17 protein-coding genes and 1 tRNA gene are annotated in these 19,211 nt (G+C 65.4%); 11 read left to right on the top strand and 7 right to left on the bottom strand.

Annotated features, from left to right (window positions below; translation table 11 throughout):
- Positions 1-27: 27 nt before the first annotated feature.
- Both ACTJK6_RS05135 and ACTJK6_RS05140 read right to left on the bottom strand, forming a co-directional pair.
- Positions 28-1,350 carry a DUF3999 domain-containing protein gene (locus ACTJK6_RS05135; protein ID WP_440838462.1) on the bottom strand — a complete coding sequence of 441 codons (1,323 nt, stop codon included), beginning with the start codon at positions 1,348-1,350 and terminating at the stop codon, positions 28-30.
- Complete coding sequence (locus ACTJK6_RS05140) at positions 1,347-4,193, bottom strand: DUF2339 domain-containing protein (protein ID WP_440838463.1); 2,847 nt, start codon at positions 4,191-4,193, stop codon at positions 1,347-1,349. The genes ACTJK6_RS05135 and ACTJK6_RS05140 overlap by 4 nt, the downstream gene beginning before the upstream one ends.
- A gap of 172 nt (positions 4,194-4,365) precedes the next feature.
- Between ACTJK6_RS05140 and ACTJK6_RS05145 the strand changes: the two genes are divergently transcribed.
- The 5 genes from ACTJK6_RS05145 to ACTJK6_RS05165 all read left to right on the top strand — a co-directional run bounded on the left by ACTJK6_RS05145 (position 4,366) and on the right by ACTJK6_RS05165 (position 7,154).
- A complete protein-coding gene (locus ACTJK6_RS05145) occupies positions 4,366-4,917 on the top strand; it encodes a YaeQ family protein (RefSeq protein ID WP_045204548.1) in 552 nt (183 codons plus the stop codon).
- A gap of 42 nt (positions 4,918-4,959) precedes the next feature.
- Positions 4,960-5,313 (top strand): FKBP-type peptidyl-prolyl cis-trans isomerase, encoded by a 354-nt coding sequence (locus tag ACTJK6_RS05150; RefSeq protein ID WP_012761517.1) that lies wholly within the window; start codon positions 4,960-4,962, stop codon positions 5,311-5,313.
- A 64-nt stretch (positions 5,314-5,377) separates the two neighbouring features.
- Positions 5,378-5,453: transfer RNA gene (locus ACTJK6_RS05155), tRNA-Cys, on the top strand.
- A gap of 136 nt (positions 5,454-5,589) precedes the next feature.
- Positions 5,590-6,348, top strand: a complete 759-nt coding sequence (locus ACTJK6_RS05160) for a gamma-glutamylcyclotransferase (protein WP_260802845.1) — start codon at positions 5,590-5,592, stop codon at positions 6,346-6,348.
- Between the two features lie 11 nt (positions 6,349-6,359).
- Positions 6,360-7,154 carry an ankyrin repeat domain-containing protein gene (locus ACTJK6_RS05165; RefSeq protein ID WP_414560331.1) on the top strand — a complete coding sequence of 265 codons (795 nt, stop codon included), beginning with the start codon at positions 6,360-6,362 and terminating at the stop codon, positions 7,152-7,154.
- A gap of 28 nt (positions 7,155-7,182) precedes the next feature.
- Here ACTJK6_RS05165 and ACTJK6_RS05170 read toward each other — a convergent pair whose 3' ends face one another.
- Complete coding sequence (locus ACTJK6_RS05170) at positions 7,183-8,889, bottom strand: long-chain fatty acid--CoA ligase (RefSeq protein ID WP_440838464.1); 1,707 nt, start codon at positions 8,887-8,889, stop codon at positions 7,183-7,185.
- A gap of 210 nt (positions 8,890-9,099) precedes the next feature.
- Between ACTJK6_RS05170 and trxA the strand changes: the two genes are divergently transcribed.
- The 4 genes from trxA (at position 9,100) to ACTJK6_RS05190 (ending at position 11,539) form a co-directional block, all read left to right on the top strand.
- Positions 9,100-9,945, top strand: coding sequence for a thioredoxin (trxA, locus tag ACTJK6_RS05175; protein ID WP_440838465.1), 846 nt, complete (start codon positions 9,100-9,102; stop codon positions 9,943-9,945).
- 9 nt (positions 9,946-9,954) lie between these two features.
- Positions 9,955-10,620 carry a DsbA family protein gene (locus ACTJK6_RS05180; protein ID WP_440838466.1) on the top strand — a complete coding sequence of 222 codons (666 nt, stop codon included), beginning with the start codon at positions 9,955-9,957 and terminating at the stop codon, positions 10,618-10,620.
- An 81-nt stretch (positions 10,621-10,701) separates the two neighbouring features.
- On the top strand, positions 10,702-11,118 hold the full coding sequence (locus ACTJK6_RS05185; protein WP_232042248.1) for a bacteriohemerythrin: 417 nt from the start codon (positions 10,702-10,704) through the stop codon (positions 11,116-11,118).
- Positions 11,119-11,215: 97 nt separating this feature from the next.
- A complete protein-coding gene (locus ACTJK6_RS05190; RefSeq protein WP_260802849.1) occupies positions 11,216-11,539 on the top strand; it encodes a thioredoxin family protein in 324 nt (107 codons plus the stop codon).
- 12 nt (positions 11,540-11,551) lie between these two features.
- Here the strand turns inward: ACTJK6_RS05190 and tcdA are convergent, their stop codons facing one another.
- A complete protein-coding gene (tcdA, locus tag ACTJK6_RS05195) occupies positions 11,552-12,457 on the bottom strand; it encodes a tRNA cyclic N6-threonylcarbamoyladenosine(37) synthase TcdA (protein ID WP_440838467.1) in 906 nt (301 codons plus the stop codon).
- A gap of 81 nt (positions 12,458-12,538) precedes the next feature.
- Here tcdA and ACTJK6_RS05200 point away from each other — a divergent pair, with 81 nt between their 5' ends.
- Positions 12,539-14,824, top strand: a complete 2,286-nt coding sequence (locus tag ACTJK6_RS05200; protein ID WP_440816499.1) for an AsmA family protein — start codon at positions 12,539-12,541, stop codon at positions 14,822-14,824.
- A 22-nt stretch (positions 14,825-14,846) separates the two neighbouring features.
- Here ACTJK6_RS05200 and ACTJK6_RS05205 read toward each other — a convergent pair whose 3' ends face one another.
- From ACTJK6_RS05205 to ACTJK6_RS05215, 3 genes are read right to left on the bottom strand one after another with little or no spacing between them, the layout of a single operon-like run.
- Positions 14,847-16,130, bottom strand: coding sequence for a cytochrome c (locus ACTJK6_RS05205; protein WP_322016314.1), 1,284 nt, complete (start codon positions 16,128-16,130; stop codon positions 14,847-14,849).
- Position 16,131: 1 nt separating this feature from the next.
- Complete coding sequence (locus ACTJK6_RS05210; protein WP_322016313.1) at positions 16,132-17,742, bottom strand: GMC family oxidoreductase; 1,611 nt, start codon at positions 17,740-17,742, stop codon at positions 16,132-16,134.
- Positions 17,742-18,227, bottom strand: coding sequence for a sugar dehydrogenase complex small subunit (locus tag ACTJK6_RS05215; RefSeq protein WP_316658301.1), 486 nt, complete (start codon positions 18,225-18,227; stop codon positions 17,742-17,744). Before ACTJK6_RS05215 ends, ACTJK6_RS05210 begins: the two co-directional genes overlap by 1 nt.
- Before the next feature lie 204 nt (positions 18,228-18,431).
- Between ACTJK6_RS05215 and pdxH the strand changes: the two genes are divergently transcribed.
- Complete coding sequence (gene pdxH / locus ACTJK6_RS05220) at positions 18,432-19,070, top strand: pyridoxamine 5'-phosphate oxidase (RefSeq protein WP_232042241.1); 639 nt, start codon at positions 18,432-18,434, stop codon at positions 19,068-19,070.
- The last annotated feature ends 141 nt before the right edge of the window (positions 19,071-19,211 follow it).

The raw sequence follows: 19,211 nt of genomic DNA on the forward strand, positions 1-19,211 counted from the left end.
GGCGCCGTTTTTGTTGGGCAATGCGGATTACGTCGATGCATCCGGCGGCACGGACGGCGCGCGGAACAACCGCCACGCCATGCCGCCCAGCACGGCCACCGCTGCCAACAGCGCGCCCCACAGGATCCACTGGCGCTTGCGGCCGCCGGGCGGCTCTGCTGTGAGCGCATCGGCAGGCGAATCGCTCATCGCGCCAAGTTGTGCCTGCGCAATGGCGGGCGATGCACCCGCGAGCAAATCCGCGCGTGCGACCGGATTGCCGCGCGCCACTTCCGCCACCGCAAGCATGAACGGCACATTGCCGCGCGCCGCATACGTGACCGTGGCCGGACGCCAGCCGATCGCCAACTGCGGCGCGCCGGCACCCAGGCCACCGCTGCGCGTGTCGACCTGCAGACGCCAGTAGCGCTCGCCCGTGGCGGGCACGGTGATGGCCGCGTTCTCCTGCTCGCCCTTCCCCTCAGCCCCAGCCAGCCGGAACAGGCGCGCGGACGTCACCGGTCGCCACGACGCCTGGGCGTCGGCACGCGCATACAGCGTCGCCTGCGCGACGGTGTTGGCCTGCGGCAGATGAATCTTCACGCGTTCGACCGGGAACACGCCGCCGGTATCGAAGTAGTAATCGCCGGCGGCGGGCGTTTGCACCGGCGCCAGACCCGAGCGCCACTGGGTGGCGTTATCCGCAAGCGCAACCGGAGCCCCGGCGGCCAACTCTGCACGCACGGCATCCGGCACAGGCGGTTTGCCCTGCCACGTCAGGCGCAAGTATTTCGCCCGCAGCCCCGTGAACTCGATGCGATCCTGCACCAGCGTGCTGCCCTGGTTGGACAGGCGGAACAGCGTGGCCTGGGCGACTGGGCTCCAATGCTGCAAGTCATCGCTTGCCTGCACGCTCACACCGCTCTGGAATTCGGCGGCCGGTAGCGCAATGATCAGCGCCGTCACCGTGTCACGAAGCTGGCTGAGGTCGACCACCCACGCACGGACAGACGCCTGCGATAGCTGCACGCCCGTTGCACGCAGCACGCCATCGGTACCGAGCACGACACCCGCGGCGCCCGGCTTCTGCGCATCGTCGATGGGCGTGGCGAACCAGTGCACGTCGTGCAGCGTGCGTGCCTGCGGCGGCGGATCGCGCGGGATGTCGATGGTGAACGGCACGGGCTCGCCGTCGCCATTGAGGATGCGCAGATCGGCCAGGCTGGCCTCGTGCGCATGGGCGTAGACGTCTTCGGTGAGCGTGACGGCGTAGTAAGGCGCGCCGGGCGTGCCGGTCAGCGCAAAGCGTTCGGCCCACGCCGGCGCAGACAACAGCGATGCCGCAGCCATCGCAAGAACAACCTTCTTCACAGAACCTCCCCGGTTTCAGCATCAGCGCTGGTTTTGGGCTTCGGCGGCAACGGCGACCAATAGCCGATCAGCAACAGCAGCACGCCAATACCGATGAATGACACGATGCGCTCCACACCCGTGACACGTGACAGGTCGAACAGGAACAGCTTGACCACCGTCACGCCCAGCAGCGCCCCGCCGGTGAACCACAGCGCGCGGCTGGCGCGCCGGGTGGCAAACACCATCACCGCCAACGCCAGCACGGTCCAGAACATCGACAGCGACGCCTGCACCAGCATCGAGTCACCCAGATCGTCCAGCGTGTACGGCACGTCGGCCCAATGATGCAGCGTGCGCAGCAGCACCGCGTTGGCCCAGATGAACAGCGTCGCACCGATGGCGTAGCCGATCACCATCGGCTCGGGCACCAGCTTCTGCAGCGCCACACGGCGCATCCACAGCGCGATAGCGAGGAATACCAGCAGTTGCGCCACGTCCAGCGGATTGAGAATCGGCAGGTAGAACAGCGGCGCGGCATTGCCGTCGCTGGCGGCGCTCGCCAGGCTCCACAACCACAGCAGGGCAGCCAGCGGTGCAGCGCCCCACAGCAGATAGGCGCGCTCAAAGCGGGCGACGGGCCAGCGGATGCGCCAGCCTGCGCCAGCCAGCAGGGCAAGCAACGCGCCGTAGGCATAGGCCCAGGCGGCGAAGCTCCAGGTGCCCTCGGGCACGTAGGCATCCAGGCGCCAGTAGCCTTCCGTCGCCAGTACGCCGCAGATCATCCAGAACAGCACGGTATGCAGCGGCGCGAGGATGGTGTCCTTCACGTCGCGTTCCTGGCGGCGCAGCAGCACGAAGGCCAGCACCACGGCCGCAATCCACACCAGCCCGCCCCAGCCGGCCAGCGGTGACGGTGCCCAGTGCTCGATCGCAGCCAGAGAAGTCAACGCAAGCACCGGCGACAACGCCAGCGCAGGCCATTCGGCCAGTGCCCAATCGAGCTTGCGGCGCAGGCCGTGCGCAGCCCACGCCGTCAGCAGGGCGAAGGCGGCGTACAGCGGAATATCCGGGCGGCCGACGGTCTTGCTGGCGATGCGCCAGGCCCAGCGGTCGATCTCGTTGCTGCCGCTGCCAAGCCACCACAGCAAGCCCCACACCGACGCAACAATGCCGAGCACCGGCGCGGCCTTCAGCCACGACCGCGCCTCCGCCTTGCCATGCAGGCGCCAGCCGCTGAACACGCCCGCCAGCGCAATCAATACGCCGCCGATATAGCGGCTATTGAGCACGGCCCAGCCGTGCTGCGGCGCCCAATCGAACACAGCATCCACGGCGAATGCGGCGCCCGCTGCCAACTGCAGGAGCAAGCCGGCCGCCAGCGCCAACCGACGCTGCTGGCGCACGCCCAGCCACACCACGGCGGCGCCTTCCAGTGCCCACACCGCACTGGTGGTGCGCCCATCGAACGCAAGCGGAATCGCCAGCGTGATGAAGATCACGCCCAGCGCGAACATCGCCTCGTACAGCAGACCAAGGCTGGCACGCCGGGGCGCCAGCCAGCCCGCAATCGCCAGATAGAACGCGGCCAGCGCGGTGGCGCTCCACGCCATCGCAAACGGAATGTGGTGAACCAGCCCCGCCTGCAAACCCATCGCCACCAGCGGCGTGCCGAACACCAGCGTGCCATCAACGTAGTTGGTGAGGCTGATATGGCGACGCAGCGCGGTCAGCAGCGCAATGCCCACATACATCAGGAAGAAGAGGATCAGGAACGGCTCGGTGCTCGCCAGCAACGACGGTTGGTAACGCAACACGCCCCACGCCGTGGCAATCCCGAACGTAAAGAAGAAGCCCAGCAGATTCAGCGCCCGCCACGCCCGGAACCACGCAATGGCGAAGATGCCCGCATTGAGCAGCGCGTAATAGCTGAACAGCGCCACGTGGCTGCCTTGGCCCGTCGAGATCAGAATCGGCGCCAGGAAGCCGCCTGCGCTGCCTGTAAAGGCCAGCGCCGGCGCGTTCTGCTTGACGGCCAGTCCGGCGGCCAACGCGCAGATCAGCACAAGCAGCGGAAACGCCATCCCCGGGCTGAGCAGCGGCACCACACGCGTCGCGGCAAAGACCGTGAGGTACAGCACCCCGACCCCGCCGCCCTGAAGCACCAGCGCATAGCCCGGACGCTTCTCGCGCAGGCGCCAGCCGAAGCCCAGCAGCACGATCGCCCCGACCGCCACACCCGCCAGCCGGAACTCAACCGGCAGCAGGCTGTTGTCCGCCGCGTACTTGAGCAGGAATGCCACCCCGAAGAACAGGATCAGGATGCCGACCCGCACCACGCTGTTGCCGCCCAGCAGCCAGTCGCGGGCAGCGCCGACGGCGCGCTCCACCCAATCGGGCTCGTGCGGCGCCAGGACCGGCACGGCCTGGGGAACAGGCTCAGGGATTGGCTGTGGAACCGCCATCTGCGGCGCAGGCGCCTCCGCTGACGGCAACGCTTCGGCCACGGTCGGCGGCAGCACAACGGCAGGAGGCTCAGCCGCGGTAGGCACTGCAAACGTTCCACCTTTGATTTCAGCCATCTGCCGGCGCAGCAGCGTTACCTCGTGCTCAAGCTGCGCCACCCGCTCCTGCAGCGTGGCCGGCTGTGGCGACAAGGCAGCCTGCGCGGGCGCATGGCCCTGCGCAGCGCCGGTTGCGTCCGGCGCGTCGGGCGGATTTGCCCACTGCGCGCTGGCCCGCTTGTCCATGTACAAAATCAGCGATGCCAGTCCCAGACCGATCAACGCCCCAAAGAACGCCCCGACGACGCCCCCCGACAGGCCTCCGAGCAACAGACCCACGATTCCGAATATCCAACGCATCGTTCTGATTGTCCTGGTTTGGATAGGAAAAACGTGCGCCGACTAGCGCACGCACCGCTCGTATACCGCAAACAGCCGCCGTTGGGAATGCGGCCCGCCAATGCCGTCAGGTTCATCGGCCCGTGCGACAATGCGCGCTTTGCCAAAAACGGCCCATCCACCGACCACCCGCATGGCCCTGAAATCCACGATCTACAAGGTCGATCTGCAGATCGCCGACATGGATCGCCACTACTACGCCAACCACGCGTTGACCGTTGCCCGCCACCCGAGCGAGAACGACGAACGCATGATGGTGCGCGTGCTCGCCTTCGCCCGCCACGCCAGCGAAACACTTGCCTTCACGCGTGGACTGTCCGAGCCTGACGAACCCGAGCTCTGGCAGCGTGACCTGACCGACGCCATCGAACTGTGGATCGACCTCGGCAACCCCGACGACACCCGCATCCGCAAGGCCAGCAACCGCGCCGAGCAAGTCGCCGTCTATACATATAGCGGCAACGCGAGCCGCGTGTGGTGGCAACAAATCGAGACCAAGATCACGCGCTTTGCCAACGTCTCGGTGTACGAAGTTGCAGCGGACACCGTGGCTGCGCTGGCCGCCATGGTGGAACGCACCATGCGTCTGCAGGTCACCATCCAGGACGGCGATATCTGGATCGCCAACGACGCGGACAACGTCCACGTCCAGCTTGAAACGCTCAAGGCCGCGGACGCTGCCTGAGCCCTTTGCCCTCATCACCCACGCCACTCCACGAGGCTCATCATGACCATCGAAACCACCGCAAGCGGCCTGCAATACGAGGATGTCGTCGTCGGCGACGGCGCTGAAGCCACGGCCGGCAAATACGTCACCGTGCACTACACCGGCTGGCTCTACGAAAACGGCCAGGCCGGCAAGAAGTTCGATTCCAGCAAGGACCGTAACGACCCCTTCGCCTTCCACCTGGGCGGCGGCATGGTCATCAAGGGCTGGGACGAAGGCGTGCAAGGCATGAAGGTCGGCGGCACGCGCAAGCTGATCATCCCGGCGGCCCTGGGCTACGGCGCACGCGGCGCGGGCGGCGTGATCCCCCCGAACGCAACGTTGCTTTTCGAGGTCGATCTGCTGGAAGTCTGATCCTGCGCTAGAATCCGCCCCGGCTTGCGATGCGTCACACGGCGCATCTCAAGCCGCCTCCCTCGGCGGGGTGGCAGAGTGGTCAATGCTGCGGCTTGCAAAGCCGTATAAGACGGTTCAATTCCGTTCCCCCGCCTCCAGTTTTCCGGCAGCGCATGCTCCACCGTTGCGGCCGCGCCATAGTCACACGTCCCGCGAGCCTCGCAACGCCCCGTTTCCGGGCCATCGGCCGTCCGTCCGCGTGACCACTCGTAACGATTGCTCTATGCTTGCGACATGGCCGTCACCCGAGAGGATCTCGAACAGAACCGGTTGCGCGCCGCCCTGGGTGATTCGCCCGTCGCGTCGTCGTTGCTGACCGAGACTGCGCTGGAAGCGTCGCTTGCATCGACGCTCGCGCGGTTGTCGGCTGCGCACGGCGAATGCCAGGACGCCTGGGTGTTCGGCTACGGCTCGCTCATCTGGAACCCGATGATCTTCCACACCGAGGCCGCCCGCGCCACGGTGCACGGCTATCACCGCGGCTTCTATCTTTATTCCCGCATCAACCGCGGTACCTGGGACAACCCCGGGCTCGTACTCGGCCTGGACCGTGGCGGCAGCTGCCGTGGCGTGGCCTTCCGCGTTCCGCGCGAGCATGCCGAGCATGAATTCCGGGTGCTCTGGCGCCGCGAAATGCTGACTGGCGCGTACCTCCCCCGCTGGCTGCCCACCGAAATCAATGGCCAACGCGTCCTGGCGCTGGCGTTTGTCATGAACCGCGCGCACGAGGCCTATGCCGGCCGCCTGCCCGACGAGCGCGTGGTCGGCTGCCTGCGCGAGGCGGTCGGGCTGTACGGCCCGGCACGCGAATACCTGCAGCGCACGCTGATCGGCCTGGCCAGCAATGGGCTGCACGATCCGTATCTGGACCGCCTGTGGTCGCGCCTGCAGGAGACCGACGCAGCAAACGCCCCCTCCGCAACAACCGACGCAACCGACGCAATGGACGTAACCGACACCGCGCCGCTGCCCGATCCCTACCTCAGCGCCTGAACCCGCCCGCCATGCTCATCGCTCCGCACCCCGCGATCAACCAGCTCATCGGCGTCATGCTGGGGATGGCACTGGCCGTGGGCGACATGGCGAACGCGTGGCAGGAGCAGCATCTGCCGATCGTGCATGTTGCAGCCAACGCCAGCGCCAAAGTGGCACCCGGCGCGGCACATACGCCCGACGCCCGGCCCGTCCGCCGCAGCGACCCGGCCACGCGTGACCGCGACCTGATCCTGGCCGCGCAGGCCGGAAACACGATGGCCATCCAGTCGTTGCTGGCCGAGGGCGCCAGCCTCAAGGCGCGTGATGCCGACGGTCGCACCGCGCTCATCGCCGCCGTCATGGCCCACATGGGTGCGGCGGCACGCTTGCTCATCCAGGCCGGCGCCGACGTCAACCTGCAGGACAACACGCAGAACAGCGCCTTCCTGCTCGCTGCCATCCAGGGCGATGCGGAAACGGTGCGCCTGGCCCTCTCGCACGGTGCCAACCTGCGCGCCACCAACGCTGACGGCGACACCGCGCTCATCCCGGCTGCACGCCGTGGCTACGTGGAAGTGGTCAGCGAACTCGTGAAGGCGGGCGTACCGCCCGATGCCACCAACAACCTGGGCCTGACCGCGCTGATCGAAGCCGTGGCCCTGGGCGATGGCAGCGACAAATACGAGAAGACGGTGCAACTCCTGCTCGACGGGGGCGCCGACCCGAACCTGGCCGACCGCGGGGGCGTCACGCCGATGCGGCATGCGCGTCAGCGGGGCTTCCACGGCATCGGCGCGCTCCTGTTCAAGGCGCGCGGACATTGAAAAAGGGGCCTCTGAGGCCCCTTTCTGTTTATGCCGCCGCCGGTTTCTCGGCCGCCTCATTCCTTGCGTTTTCCTGCTCCTGCAGCGTGCGCCACATCACCTTGCCCGTGCCGGACTTGGGCAGCGCATCCACAAACTCCACCACGCGCGGGTACTTGTAGGCGGCCATGTTGTCGCGCGCCCAGTTGATGATGTCGTCTTCAGTGGTCTTGCCCTTGGCGTGGGCCTTGAGCACCACCACCGCCTTGACCGACTCGCCGCGATACGCGTCGCGCGTGCCGATGATGCAGGCCTCCTGCACATCGGGGTGCTTGTACAGCAGGCTCTCCACCTCGGCCGGCCAGACCTTGAAGCCCGACGCGTTGATCATGCGTTTCAGACGATCGGTGAGGAAGAAGTAGCCGTCTTCGTCCATCCTGCCCAGGTCGCCGGTGCGGAAGAAGCGCTTGCCTTCGAACTCGATGAAGACTTCTGCGCTGGCCTGCGGCTTGCCCCAGTAACCCAGGAAGACCTGCGGGCCGCTGACGATGATTTCACCCACCTCGCCGATCGGCAGTTCTTGCAGCGTCTGCGGATCGACGATACGAGCGTCGGTGTTGAACACGGGAATGCCCAGGCACTGCTGCTTGGCGCGATCGGCCGGGTTGCTGTGCGTGGGCGCGATGGTTTCCGACAGGCCGTAGCCTTCCTGGTACGCGAGGTTGAAATCCTTCAGCAGGCGCTCGGCCACGGCTTGCGGCATCGCCGCGCCGCCGCCGCCGATGTAGGCCAGGCTCGACAGGTCGAACTCCGCCAGCTGCGGGCTCGCCAGGAAGTCGATCACCATGGTCGGGATGTTCGTCCAATGCGTGATCTTGTAGCGCGAGATCAGCCGCCCCGCCACCTCGCGGTCCCAGCGCGGCAGCATCACGACCGTGGAGCCCATGTAGATCGGCGCATTCATGCCGTACTGCATGCCGGTCACATGGAACAACGGGATGATCGACAGGCTCACGCCCTCCTTCGTCCCGTTCGACCACATCGAGCCACCGACGATGTTGTGCATCACCGTGCGGTGCGGGTGCATGCAACCCTTCGGGAAGCCCGTGGTGCCCGACGTGTAAGGCATCACCGCCAGGTCGTCCGGCCCGGCGGTGTGCGGGCCCGGCACGAGGCGCTGCGCGAGTGCGTCGTTCCATGCAACGGCGCCAGGCTGCGCCGGATGCTGCGCGGTGATCCACGCAGGCGGTGCGTCTTCGGGATACTCGTACTGGGCCGGCAGTGCATCGGCGTACGACGTGACCAGCAGGTGCCTGGTGCGTTGCGCTTCCGGCAGATCGGCGTTGGCGGTGGTCACGTTGACGGCCAGATCTGCACTGCAGATGACCGTGGCGGCGCCCGCATCGGTGATGTAATGCTTGAATTCTTCCGGCCGGTTCATCGGGTTGACCGGCACGACCACCGCGTCGGCGCGCAGGATGCCGTAATACGCGGCCATGAATTGCGGACAGTTCTGCATGTACAGCAACACGCGGTCGCCCTTCTGCACCCCCGCCGCCTGCTGCAACCACCCCGCCACGGCGACTGCATCGTCATGCAGCTCACGGAAGGTGGTGTGGCGACCGTAGAAGATGATCGCGTCTTTGTCCGGATAGCGTCGGGCAGACACTTCCAGGTTGTACCAAAGGCTCGTTTGCGGCGAGCTGATGTTGTGCGGCAAACGTCGGGGCCAGAACTGGAAGTGCGGTCGTGTCATGCCATGTCTCCGTAAATCTGTGTGTTGTTTTTACCGGATGGTATCCGAACGATCGTTCTATTTTCAACCGTTGTCCTGACATACGTTATTGCGGCGAACAAACGGCGGGCAGACTCCCTGTAAACGGTCCGCTCCACCCCCAAGTAAAATGCACGATACCTCTCGCCGGCGCGTGTGCCGGCGCCACCGCCCCTCAGGAGAATCCCGACGATGAGCGACATCACCTCGCAGAATTTCGCGCAAGAAGTGATCGAAACCTCTCGCCAGGTCCCGGTGCTGGTTGATTTCTGGGCGCCATGGTGCGGTCCGTGCCGCACATTGGGTCCGATGCTGGAAAAGCTGGAGGCCGAGTACGCCGGCAAATGGAAGCTCGCCAAGATCAACTCGGACGAAAACCCGGAGCTTTCCGCCCAGTTCCACGTGCGCAGCATCCCGTACGTGGTGGCGTTCGTGAATGGCAAGCCAGTCGACCAGTTCGTTGGCGTCTTGCCTGAAACGCAATTGCGCGCCTTCCTGGACCGGGTGATTCCGCAGCCTGCAGAAATCGCCTATCGCGAAGGGCTGGCCGCAAGCCAAGCCGGCGAAACCGCCCATGCGCGCGAAGCGTTCCAGAATGCGCTGGCATTCGACCCCGGCTTCGATGCTGCCCGCTTTGAACTGGTGAACCTGTTGCTGGATAGCGGCGACGCGCATGCCGCGCAGGGCGAATTCGCATTGCTCTCCCCCAAGGCGCCGCAGGACGAGCGCTATGCCCCGCTGGAAACACGGCTGAAGGCCACTGAACGGGCCGATACACTGCCCGATGCCGGCGCCCTGCGCACGGTCGTGGAAGCGGAGCCCGGCAATCTGCAGGCGCGGCTTGATCTGGCGCAGCAGTACATCGCCGGCCAGGATTACGAGGCGGCCCTGGAGCAATTGCTCGCCATCGTCGAGCGGGATCGCACATTCCGTGACGACGTCGCTCGCAAGACGATGGTCTCGGTATTTGACATGATGCGCGACGCGCCGCAGGCGGTTTCGCACTGGCGCCGGCAGCTTGCGTCCAAACTGAACTGAGGAGCCGCCATGCGACTGATCTACGTAGCCGATCCAATGTGTTCTTGGTGCTACGGCTTCGGCCCGCAGTTGGCTGACCTGCGCAAGCGGCTGGCCGACACCCTTGGCGCGCCGGTTCCAGTTACGCTCATCACCGGCGGCCTGCGCCCCGGCCAGCGGGAGCCGATGGCCGCAGACAAGCGCGAAGAAATCCTCCACCACTGGCATGCCGTGGCCGAACGCAGCGGCATGCCGTTCGACCAGTCGCCCGAAGTGGCCATGCGCCGCGACGACTTCGTCTACGACACCGAACCCGCCTGCCGCGCCGTCGTCATGGCGCGCGAGCACTGGGCCGAGGACGACGAACGCGTGCTTACCGTCTTCCATGCCATCCAACACGCCTTCTACGCCCAAGGCCGCGACACCACACAAGCCGATGTGCTGCGCGACGTTGCGCTCACCAATGGCGTGGAGGCGGAACACTTCGATGCCGTATTCGACACGGACGCGCTACGCGACGAAACGCGCGAAGACTTCCGCCTGTCGCGCCGCTGGGGCATCACCGGGTTTCCCAGCCTGCTGGCCGAGCAAGGCGGCACGCTGTACCAGATCGGGCGTGGCTATGCGCCATCGGCGGCGCTGTACACACGGGCGGTAGAAGTGCTGCAGCAGCATCCCGCACCGGACGCCGGCTAACACGTTTGCCCGACGTCAAACTGTGGCGAGGTGGCCGTCGCTTAAGCTGACCGCCTCGCCCATCCAATTCTTCCGCCTGCCATGCCCGTGATCGAATGGTCGGAGGCGCTCCAGCTCGGAGATGCCGCCACCGACGCCAACCACGCCGAATTCTGCGCCCTGCTCAATGCCATTGCCGATGCTTCGGACGCCGAGTTCATTCCCGCGCTCGACGCTTTCATCGACCATACCGAGCACCATTTCGGTGAAGAGAACGCGTGGATGGACGCCGCGGACTTCCCCCCGCGCCACTGCCACCGCGGTGAACACGACAACGTGCTGGCGCTGTGCCGCGAAGTGCGCAAGCGCGCCGCTGCGGGCGAGATGGATTTGGGCCGACGCCTTGTGGCGGAATTGCCCGCCTGGTTTGCCCAGCATGTCGACGTGATGGACCGCATGATGACGACGTACCTGGCGCAAGTGGGCAACACCGTGCGCAATATCGAGCACGTCGACTGAACGCGGGTTGTCGACCGGCGGTCTGCTGCCTAGAGTCAAAGTGGCCCTGCCCGCTGGCCTTCGTTGCGCGGGCGTCCACTCCACCCTGGGAGCGCCCATGAAGATCGTCAACGATGCTTCGTTTCAATCCGATGTGATCGACGCCTCGCAACGCAACCCGGTGGTGGTGTGCTTTGCCGCGGAGTGGAGCCACCCGAGCCAATCGGCCGTGGCCAGCCTCGAACAGATGGAATCAAGCTACGCCGGACGCGCCACATTCGTCACCATGGATTTCGACGAAAACCAGCACACCGCCGATCGATACGGCGTGTCGGTCATGCCTGGTTTTGTGGTCTTTGCCAATAGCCAGCCGCGAGACGGATGGTCGGGCGTGTATGCCGACATCATCCGCGAGAAGCTCGATCAGGTCATCCCGCGCTAAGGCAGCAGGCCGTCATACGCCGGCGATCGCGCGCAGCGCCGTTGACGCGGCCACCATCCCGAACACCGCTGTCACGCATACGGACGAGCCAAAGCCCGCGCACGCAAGGCCCTGCGGCCCCTGCTGCGCAGGCTGCGGAGCGGGCGGCGCATTGACCACGGCAATATCCCCAGCCGCTGCAAGATCGTCGATGCCGGCGTGGCTCGACTCGACCGGCAACTCCACCGCGCACACCTGCTGTTCAGGTTCTGGGTAGCGCAGCGGCTCATCCGAGAAGACTGCGTCGATACCAAAGCGCGACTTCGGGTTCTTCGAAAAGCCGTGCTGGCGACGCAGATTGCCGCGCACCTTGGCCAGCAGCGGGTCTTGAATCGTGCGAGAGAGGTCCGTCACGCGAATGCGTGTCGGGTCCAGTTGCCCACCCGCGGCGCCGCACGTCACGACGCGTTTGCCGGTACGTTTGCAGAACGCGATGATGGCCGTCTTCACCTTCACCGCATCGATGGCGTCGATCACGTAATCGAACGGATGGCCGAGCAATGCCTCGACGTTCTCGACCGTCACGAAATCATCAATGCGGCTGATCTCGGCGCGCGGATTGATCTGCAGGATGCGCTCGGCCATGGCGTCGACCTTGGCCATGCCATACGCATCGCCCAGCGCGTGAATCTGCCGGTTGGTGTTCGACACAGCGATGTGATCGAGGTCGATCAGGGTGAACTTGCCAACACCGCAGCGCGCCACCGCCTCGGCCACCCACGAACCCACGCCGCCGATGCCGATCACGCACACGTGCGCCGCCGCAAAACGCTCAAGCGCCTGTGGCCCGTACAGCCGGGCAACACCGCCAAACCGGCGCGCGTATTCATCATCGAGGATAGGCGGGTGCGCTGGCGCGCTGATTGCTACTTGGCTCATGACACAATGGAATCGTGGTTGCGCCGAACTATATATCAACGTGCGCGGTCGCATTTTGGTGCCAATACCAACAAGAAGACGATGCGTACATCCGGCAAACTCGCCCTCGGACTGGTCATCACACCCGTCGTCATCGTGGCAGCGGCGGTCATCTTTGTGCTGACGTTCGACTGGAACCGCGCCAAGCCGTATCTGAATGATCGCGTCTCGCAAGCCATCGGGCGCCCCTTCGCCATCAACGGCGACCTGATGCTCACGTGGAAGAAGCCCCAAGGCGAATCCGGCTGGCGCGCGTACGTACCCTGGCCGCGATTGATTGCCAACGACATCACCGTCGGCAATCCGGACTGGGCGAAGCAGCCGCACGTGGCCACCATCCATCAGCTCACGTTTGTGCTGGAGGCCCTGCCGCTGCTGGCACACCGCATCGTCATCCCGAGCGTGACGCTGGACACGCCCGCCATTGCGCTGGAGCGCGACAAGCAGAACCGCAACAACTGGACCTTCGATCTGGCGGGCAGCGAGGGCGACAACAAGAAGCCGTCGGACTGGAAACTGGACCTGCGCGAGATCGCCTTCAGCAAAGGCTCGCTGGCCCTTGACGATGACATCAAGCGCATTCACCTGACAGCGACGATCGACACCGTCGACAACCAGACGCTATACACCGCCGCCAACGGCACAGCCATCCAGAATGCGGACCAGCCCGCCACGGTGCCGACGGCGTCCGGCGCGGCAGCATCCGATAGCGCCGCACAGACGCCGACGGTGCCGGATCCGCAGCAGCCTTACGGCATCGCGTGGACGGTCAAGGGCACCTACAACAACGCCACCATCAAGGGCAGCGGCAAGGCCGGCGGCGTGCTGCGCCTGCAGGATGCACAACGGCCCTACCCGCTGCAGGCCGACGTTACGGTAGGCAAGACACGCATTGACCTGGCAGGCACGCTGACCAACCCCGCGAGCCTGACGGCCATCGACTTACGCCTGCACCTATCGGGCGCAAGCATGGCGCAGTTGTATCCGCTGACCGGCGTGGTGCTGCCGGATACGCCGCCGTTCGACACCCGCGGCCGGCTGATCGGCGAACTTCGCAGGCAAGGCTCGACGTGGCGCTACGAAAAATTCACGGGACGCGTGGGTGGTTCAGATTTGGGCGGCACGCTCACCTTTGCGATGCGCCAACCGCGTCCGCAATTGACGGGCGAACTGGTCTCACATCAATTGCTGTTTGCCGACCTCGCGCCAATCATCGGCGCCGACTCCAACGCCAGCAAGGCCAAGCGGGCCGACCCGAGCGCCGACCCAGGCGACAGCAAAACCGTACGCCAGCCCCCCGACAAGGTACTGCCGGTCGAACCCTTCCGTACCGATCGCTGGAACGCCATTGATGCCGACGTGAAGTTCACCGGTGAGCGCATCGTCCACACCGCAGATCTGCCGATCAATCACCTCGTCACGCACGTCAAGCTGCAGGACGCGGTGCTGACGCTCGACCCGCTCAACTTCGGCATTGCGGGCGGCACGCTTTCCTCCAACATCCAGCTCGACGGACACGCGACGCCCATGCAGGCGCGCGCGGCGCTGGCGGCACGGCACTTCAAGATCAAGCAGCTGTTCCCGAAGATCGAATCGGTGCGCGCCAGCGTGGGCGAGATCAACGGCGATGCGCGTCTCTCGGCCACGGGCAATTCGGTGGCGGCTCTGCTCGGTTCATCGAACGGCGAGGTGAAGCTCTTGGTCGAGCAAGGCACGATCAGCAAGTTCATTCTTGAAGCCATGGGGCTGAACGTCGGCAACGTGATCCTGACCAAGCTTTTCGGCGACAAGCAGGTCACCATCAACTGCGCGGCCGGCGACTTTGCCGTGAGCAATGGCCTGGCGCAGGCGCGCACGTTCGTGGTGGATACGCAGGATGCTGTCATCGACGTGACCGGCGCGACGAGCTTCAAGCAGGAGGCCCTGGACTTCACCATTCACCCGGATTCGAAGGGGCTGCGCGTGTTTTCGCTGCGTACGCCGTTGTATGTGAAGGGCACATACAAGCATCCGGATGTGTCGATCAACCCGGCCGTCGTAGCACTGCGGGCAGGCGGCGCAGTGGCCCTGGCGTTGACGGCGCCGGTGGCGGCGGTACTGCCGGTGCTTGAGCTCAAACCCGCACCGGAAAGCGCCTGCGGCAAGCTGCTCGCCGATGTGCGCCAGCGCCCGACCGCGCCACCGCCGGGCAAGACGTATCACAGCAAGAACCCTGGCCGCACGCCGGAGGGCGACTTGAAATCGACGCAGCCGGACTCGGGCAAGACTGCTACACCGAAGCGTCCCGCAGCACCCGCGTCGCGCGACCCACTCACGACCGGCGGCTGACCTGCCGCCGGCATCATCCCCGCTACTTTGCTGAGCGCCGCTTTGCGATGGCCTCGGCAGTCACCGCCGGTGTGGCCGGATCGCCAAACTGGCGCGTGACGTAGTTCGTCAGCGCGGCGAGCTGCTCGTTGGACAGGTCACGCCCAAACGCCGGCATGCCGATATGCCTGTCGCCCGCCTTGCGCTCAATGCCGAACAACATGACTTGCACGAGGTTGGTCGTGTCCCGCGTGCCGACCGTGGAGTTGTGCAGCAGCGGCGGGTAATAGCCATCGGGCGTGCCACGTCCATCGGCCTGGTGACACGTGGCGCAATTGCCCAGGTACAGGCGCGCGGCGTCGATCGTGGTTTCGATGGGCTTGCCGCGCAGCGCGGTCACATCGGTGGCAGGCTTGCCCCAATCCTGCCGTGCGCGCTCAAGGTTGTTGCTCACGGCAGGGACGGTGCGCAGATATTCGGCGATGGACTCGACGTCCTGCATCGTCATCCGCGAAAAACTGTGCTGCACCGCTTCGCCCATCGGCCCTGCGGCCTGCGCCACGCCAGGCACGCTGCCGGTGCGCAGGTATTGCACGAGCTGTTCAGGCTTCCACGCGCCGATGCCGCTCGTCGGGTCCGACGTGATGTTGAACGCCGTCCAGCCCGCGAGCGTCGAGCCCGCCAGATAGCCGCTGCCGCGCTCGTCCAGCGCTTTCTCCTGCATGGCGAAACCGCGCGGTGTATGGCACGTCCCGCAGTGCGCCAGGCCTTGCGTGAGGTACGCACCGCGATTCCACGTCGGCGACTTGTCGGCCTTCGGAACGTACGGTTCGCTCTTGAGGAAGATGAGGTTCCACAGCTTGAGCGGCCAGCGCATGTTCAACGGCCAGCGAATGGTGCTTTGTGGCGGATCGTTCTGCACCGCTGTCACGCCGTTGCGAAAGTACGCATAGAGATCGCGCATGTCCGCATCGTTGATCTTCGCGAACGACGGATACGGCATGGCCGGATACAGGTTGTTGCCGTCGTCGTCCACGCCCTTGCGTACGGCACGCTCGAATTCTTCGTACGTCCATTTGCCGATGCCGGTCTTTTCATCGGGCGTGATGTTGCTGCTGTAAATGGTGCCCAGCATCGGAATCTGCATCGGCAAGCCGCCGGCAAAGGGCTTGCCGCCGGGCGCCGTATGGCAGGCCGCGCAGTCCGCCGCAATGGCGAGGTATTCGCCGCGCTTGATCTGCGCAGTGTCAGCGGGCGTGTCCTTGGCCCAGGCATTGACCACCAGACCGGTCAGCAACAGCAGCGAGAAAGAAGCGATCGTCTTCATCTCACGCCTCCTTCTTCAGTTGGTCAGCAATGCGCAGTGCCAGTGCCGCGATGGTCAGCGTCACGTTGACGGTGCCCACGGTCGGCATGGTGGAGCTGCTGCTGATGAACAGGTTCGGGTGGTCGAACGTCCGGCAATCCTTGTCGACCACGGAGTCTTTCGGATCGGCGCCCATGATGGTTGCGCCGGTGATGTGGTTGTTGGGCGCGAAGTCGTCGTGGAACTCGACATTGGTGCCGCCCATCACCTGCGCCGCCGTGGCGTAAACCTCGCGCGTATGCACGGCGCTGCGTTTGACGTAGTCGTCAATGTGGTACGTGATCTCCGGACGCGGAATACCGATGGCATCGACCTCGGTCGCGCTGGGCACGATGCGGTTCTCCGGCAGCGGCAGGATCTCGTGGAAACTGTCGAACTGCACGTAGCGCGCGGCCTGGTCGCGGATGCGCGCATCCAGTTCAGCGGGCTTGATGAGCTTACCTTCCTTGAAGATGCGCTGCGTCTCCTGCTCAATGCGCGAGATGTTCGACAGGTGCAGTTTCTTGCCAGCCTGCGTGGCACGGAACGGCCCATCGCGAAAGCCGATCAGCGAGGTCATTTCCTGTGGCCCGCGCCCCGGCCATAGCTTGCGGTCGGCATAGAAACTCACGCCGGTGCCAGGGTGGTCCATCAGGTTGCGCCCCACCATGTCGGAGCTGTTGCCCACACCCTTCGGAAAATCCTGGCTGGTGGACATCAGCATCAGCTTGGGCGTTTCGATGCCGTTGGCGGCCAGCACGAACCACTTGCCTTCCACGCGGTGCTCGGCGCCTTTCGAGTCCTTGTAACGCGCGGCCACGATGCGCTTGTTGGCGCCGACTTCGAGCTTGAAGACCACGGCGTTCTCGATCAGCCGGGCGCCGGCCTGCTCGGCTTTCTCCACGTGCACGATGCCGTTGTACATCGCGCCGATCGGGCAGATCGGCATGCAGTTGTTGTTGCCGCAGCAGGTCGGGCGGCCGTCGTACGGGCGGCTGTTGCGCGCCACCGGCTCGGTCACCACGTGGAAGCTTGCGTCGTGCGCATTGAGCACATCCTTGATCGTGCGCTCATTGAACGAGAGCGGCAGCGGCGCCATGGGATACGGCTGGCTGCGCGGCGAGCCCAGATCTTCGTCGTTCGGGCCCCATACGCCCAGGGCCTCTTCGGCCAGGCCGTAATAGCGCTCAAGATCCTGATACTGGATCGGCCAGTCGCGCGCGATGCCGTACACACTGCGCAGCTTGAAGTCGTTCGGCAAGAAGCGCCACGTCGATGCGGCCCAGTGCCAAGTCGTGCCGCCCACCGCCCGGATGTACTGCGAGTTGAACTGGTGCTCGCCCTTGAGCACGAGGTAGTTGTTGGGCGGGCCATATTCCGGATGCGGTGCCCATGGCGTCGACGGATACGGCGCCATGAAATCCATCTTGTCGGCCTGATTGCGGAAGCGCTCGACGATCTCCCAGCGCGGCAGGCGCGGGCCGGCTTCGAGCATCAGCACCGACTTGCCCGCACGCGCCAGCTCGTACGCTACCAACGCTCCGGCCACGCCGGAGCCCACCACCACGATATCGGCTTGTTGGGTATCGGCCATCAGGCTTGCCTCTCGACAGGGGGTTCGGCCCAGAAGCCGGGCTGGTTGGGGCAGTATGTGCGGATGACCAGCGTGTCGGAGACCACGCTGTACATCAGTGCCTGCTCGTACGTGACGACATTGCCGTCGACCACACCCAGGTACCACGCTTCCAGAATCTGCAGCGCGGTCTTCTGCTGCGCATCGGAAAGCGAGCCCGCCGCCAACGCCTGCGCCAGCGGCCGCAATTGCGCGGCAAAATCGGCACTGGATTTGCCCAGCGCCGCCAGCAATCGCGTGCCAACGGCGCGGTCCAGTGCAGGCCGCGCCGTCAGCGCCTGTGACAACGCCATGAAGGCATCGAGCGATTCAGTCGGGGCTTGGGCGACCGCACGCAATACCTGCGAGCCCGCCAGCCCGGCCGCAGCCAACGCCAATGTGCCCTGCAGCCACTGACGTCGCGTCAGGCCGGCAGCGGTGTCAGGAAAATGGGAACGGGGGGCCATTTCGACATCCTGTTGAAATTTTTGTGGGGAAGATGGCAGGCGTCGCCAGCCTGACGCCCTTGACTAGCCAATATAGGCGGCGCATGACAGATCGCCAGCACCCCGCCCCAAGCGCAAACCGTGCCAGCCCTTGCGCGCAAGCAAAGGACATTGGGCGGCGTTTGTCTATACTCGGGCCGTTCGCATGCCGCATCCGCCACGCTCATGACCTCCATTGCCGATATCCGCACCGATTACGCCCGCGCTTCGCTCGACATCGCCGACGTCGACGCCAACCCCTTGCGCCAGTTCCGCCGCTGGTTCGACGAGGCCCTGAAGGCGGAGGTGGCTGAAGTCAACGCCATGACGCTCGCCACCGTAGATCCGCACGGCCAGCCCTCGGCCCGCATCGTGCTGCTCAAGAATCTGGACGAACGCGGCTTCACCTTCTTCACCAATTACGCCAGCCACAAGGGCGAGGAACTGGCCGAAAACCCGCGCGCTGCGCTGCTGTTCCACTGGATTGGGTTGGAGCGGCAAGTGCGCGTCCAAGGCATTGTCGAAAAAGTGAGCGACGCCGAGAGCGACGCCTATTACCATTCGCGCCCGCTGGGCTCGCGGTTGGGGGCGTGGGCGTCGGAGCAGAGCAGCGAAGTGCCCGACCGCACCACGCTGGAGGCTCGCGAAGCCGAATATCGCGCACGCTTTGGCGATGCTCCGCCGCGCCCGCCGCACTGGGGCGGCTACCGTCTGGTGCCGGAGCGGCTGGAATTCTGGCAAGGCCGCCCATCGCGCTTGCACGACCGGCTGGAGTACCGGAAACAGGCTGACGGCAGCTGGAAGATCGTCCGCCTCGCCCCGTAGCGGGGCGAGTGGAGACGCAACACGTTATTGCGCGTCGCGTCATGCCGGCACGGCGCTTGCTGCGGAGGATTGGCTCGGCACGCGCCCCCTAAGACCCGCACAGCACAATGGGAAAGTTTGTCGTAAGCTAATGTGATCCGT

It is taken from the genome of Ralstonia sp. 22086 (assembly GCF_052045975.1).
Lineage (GTDB): Bacteria > Pseudomonadota > Gammaproteobacteria > Burkholderiales > Burkholderiaceae > Ralstonia > Ralstonia wenshanensis.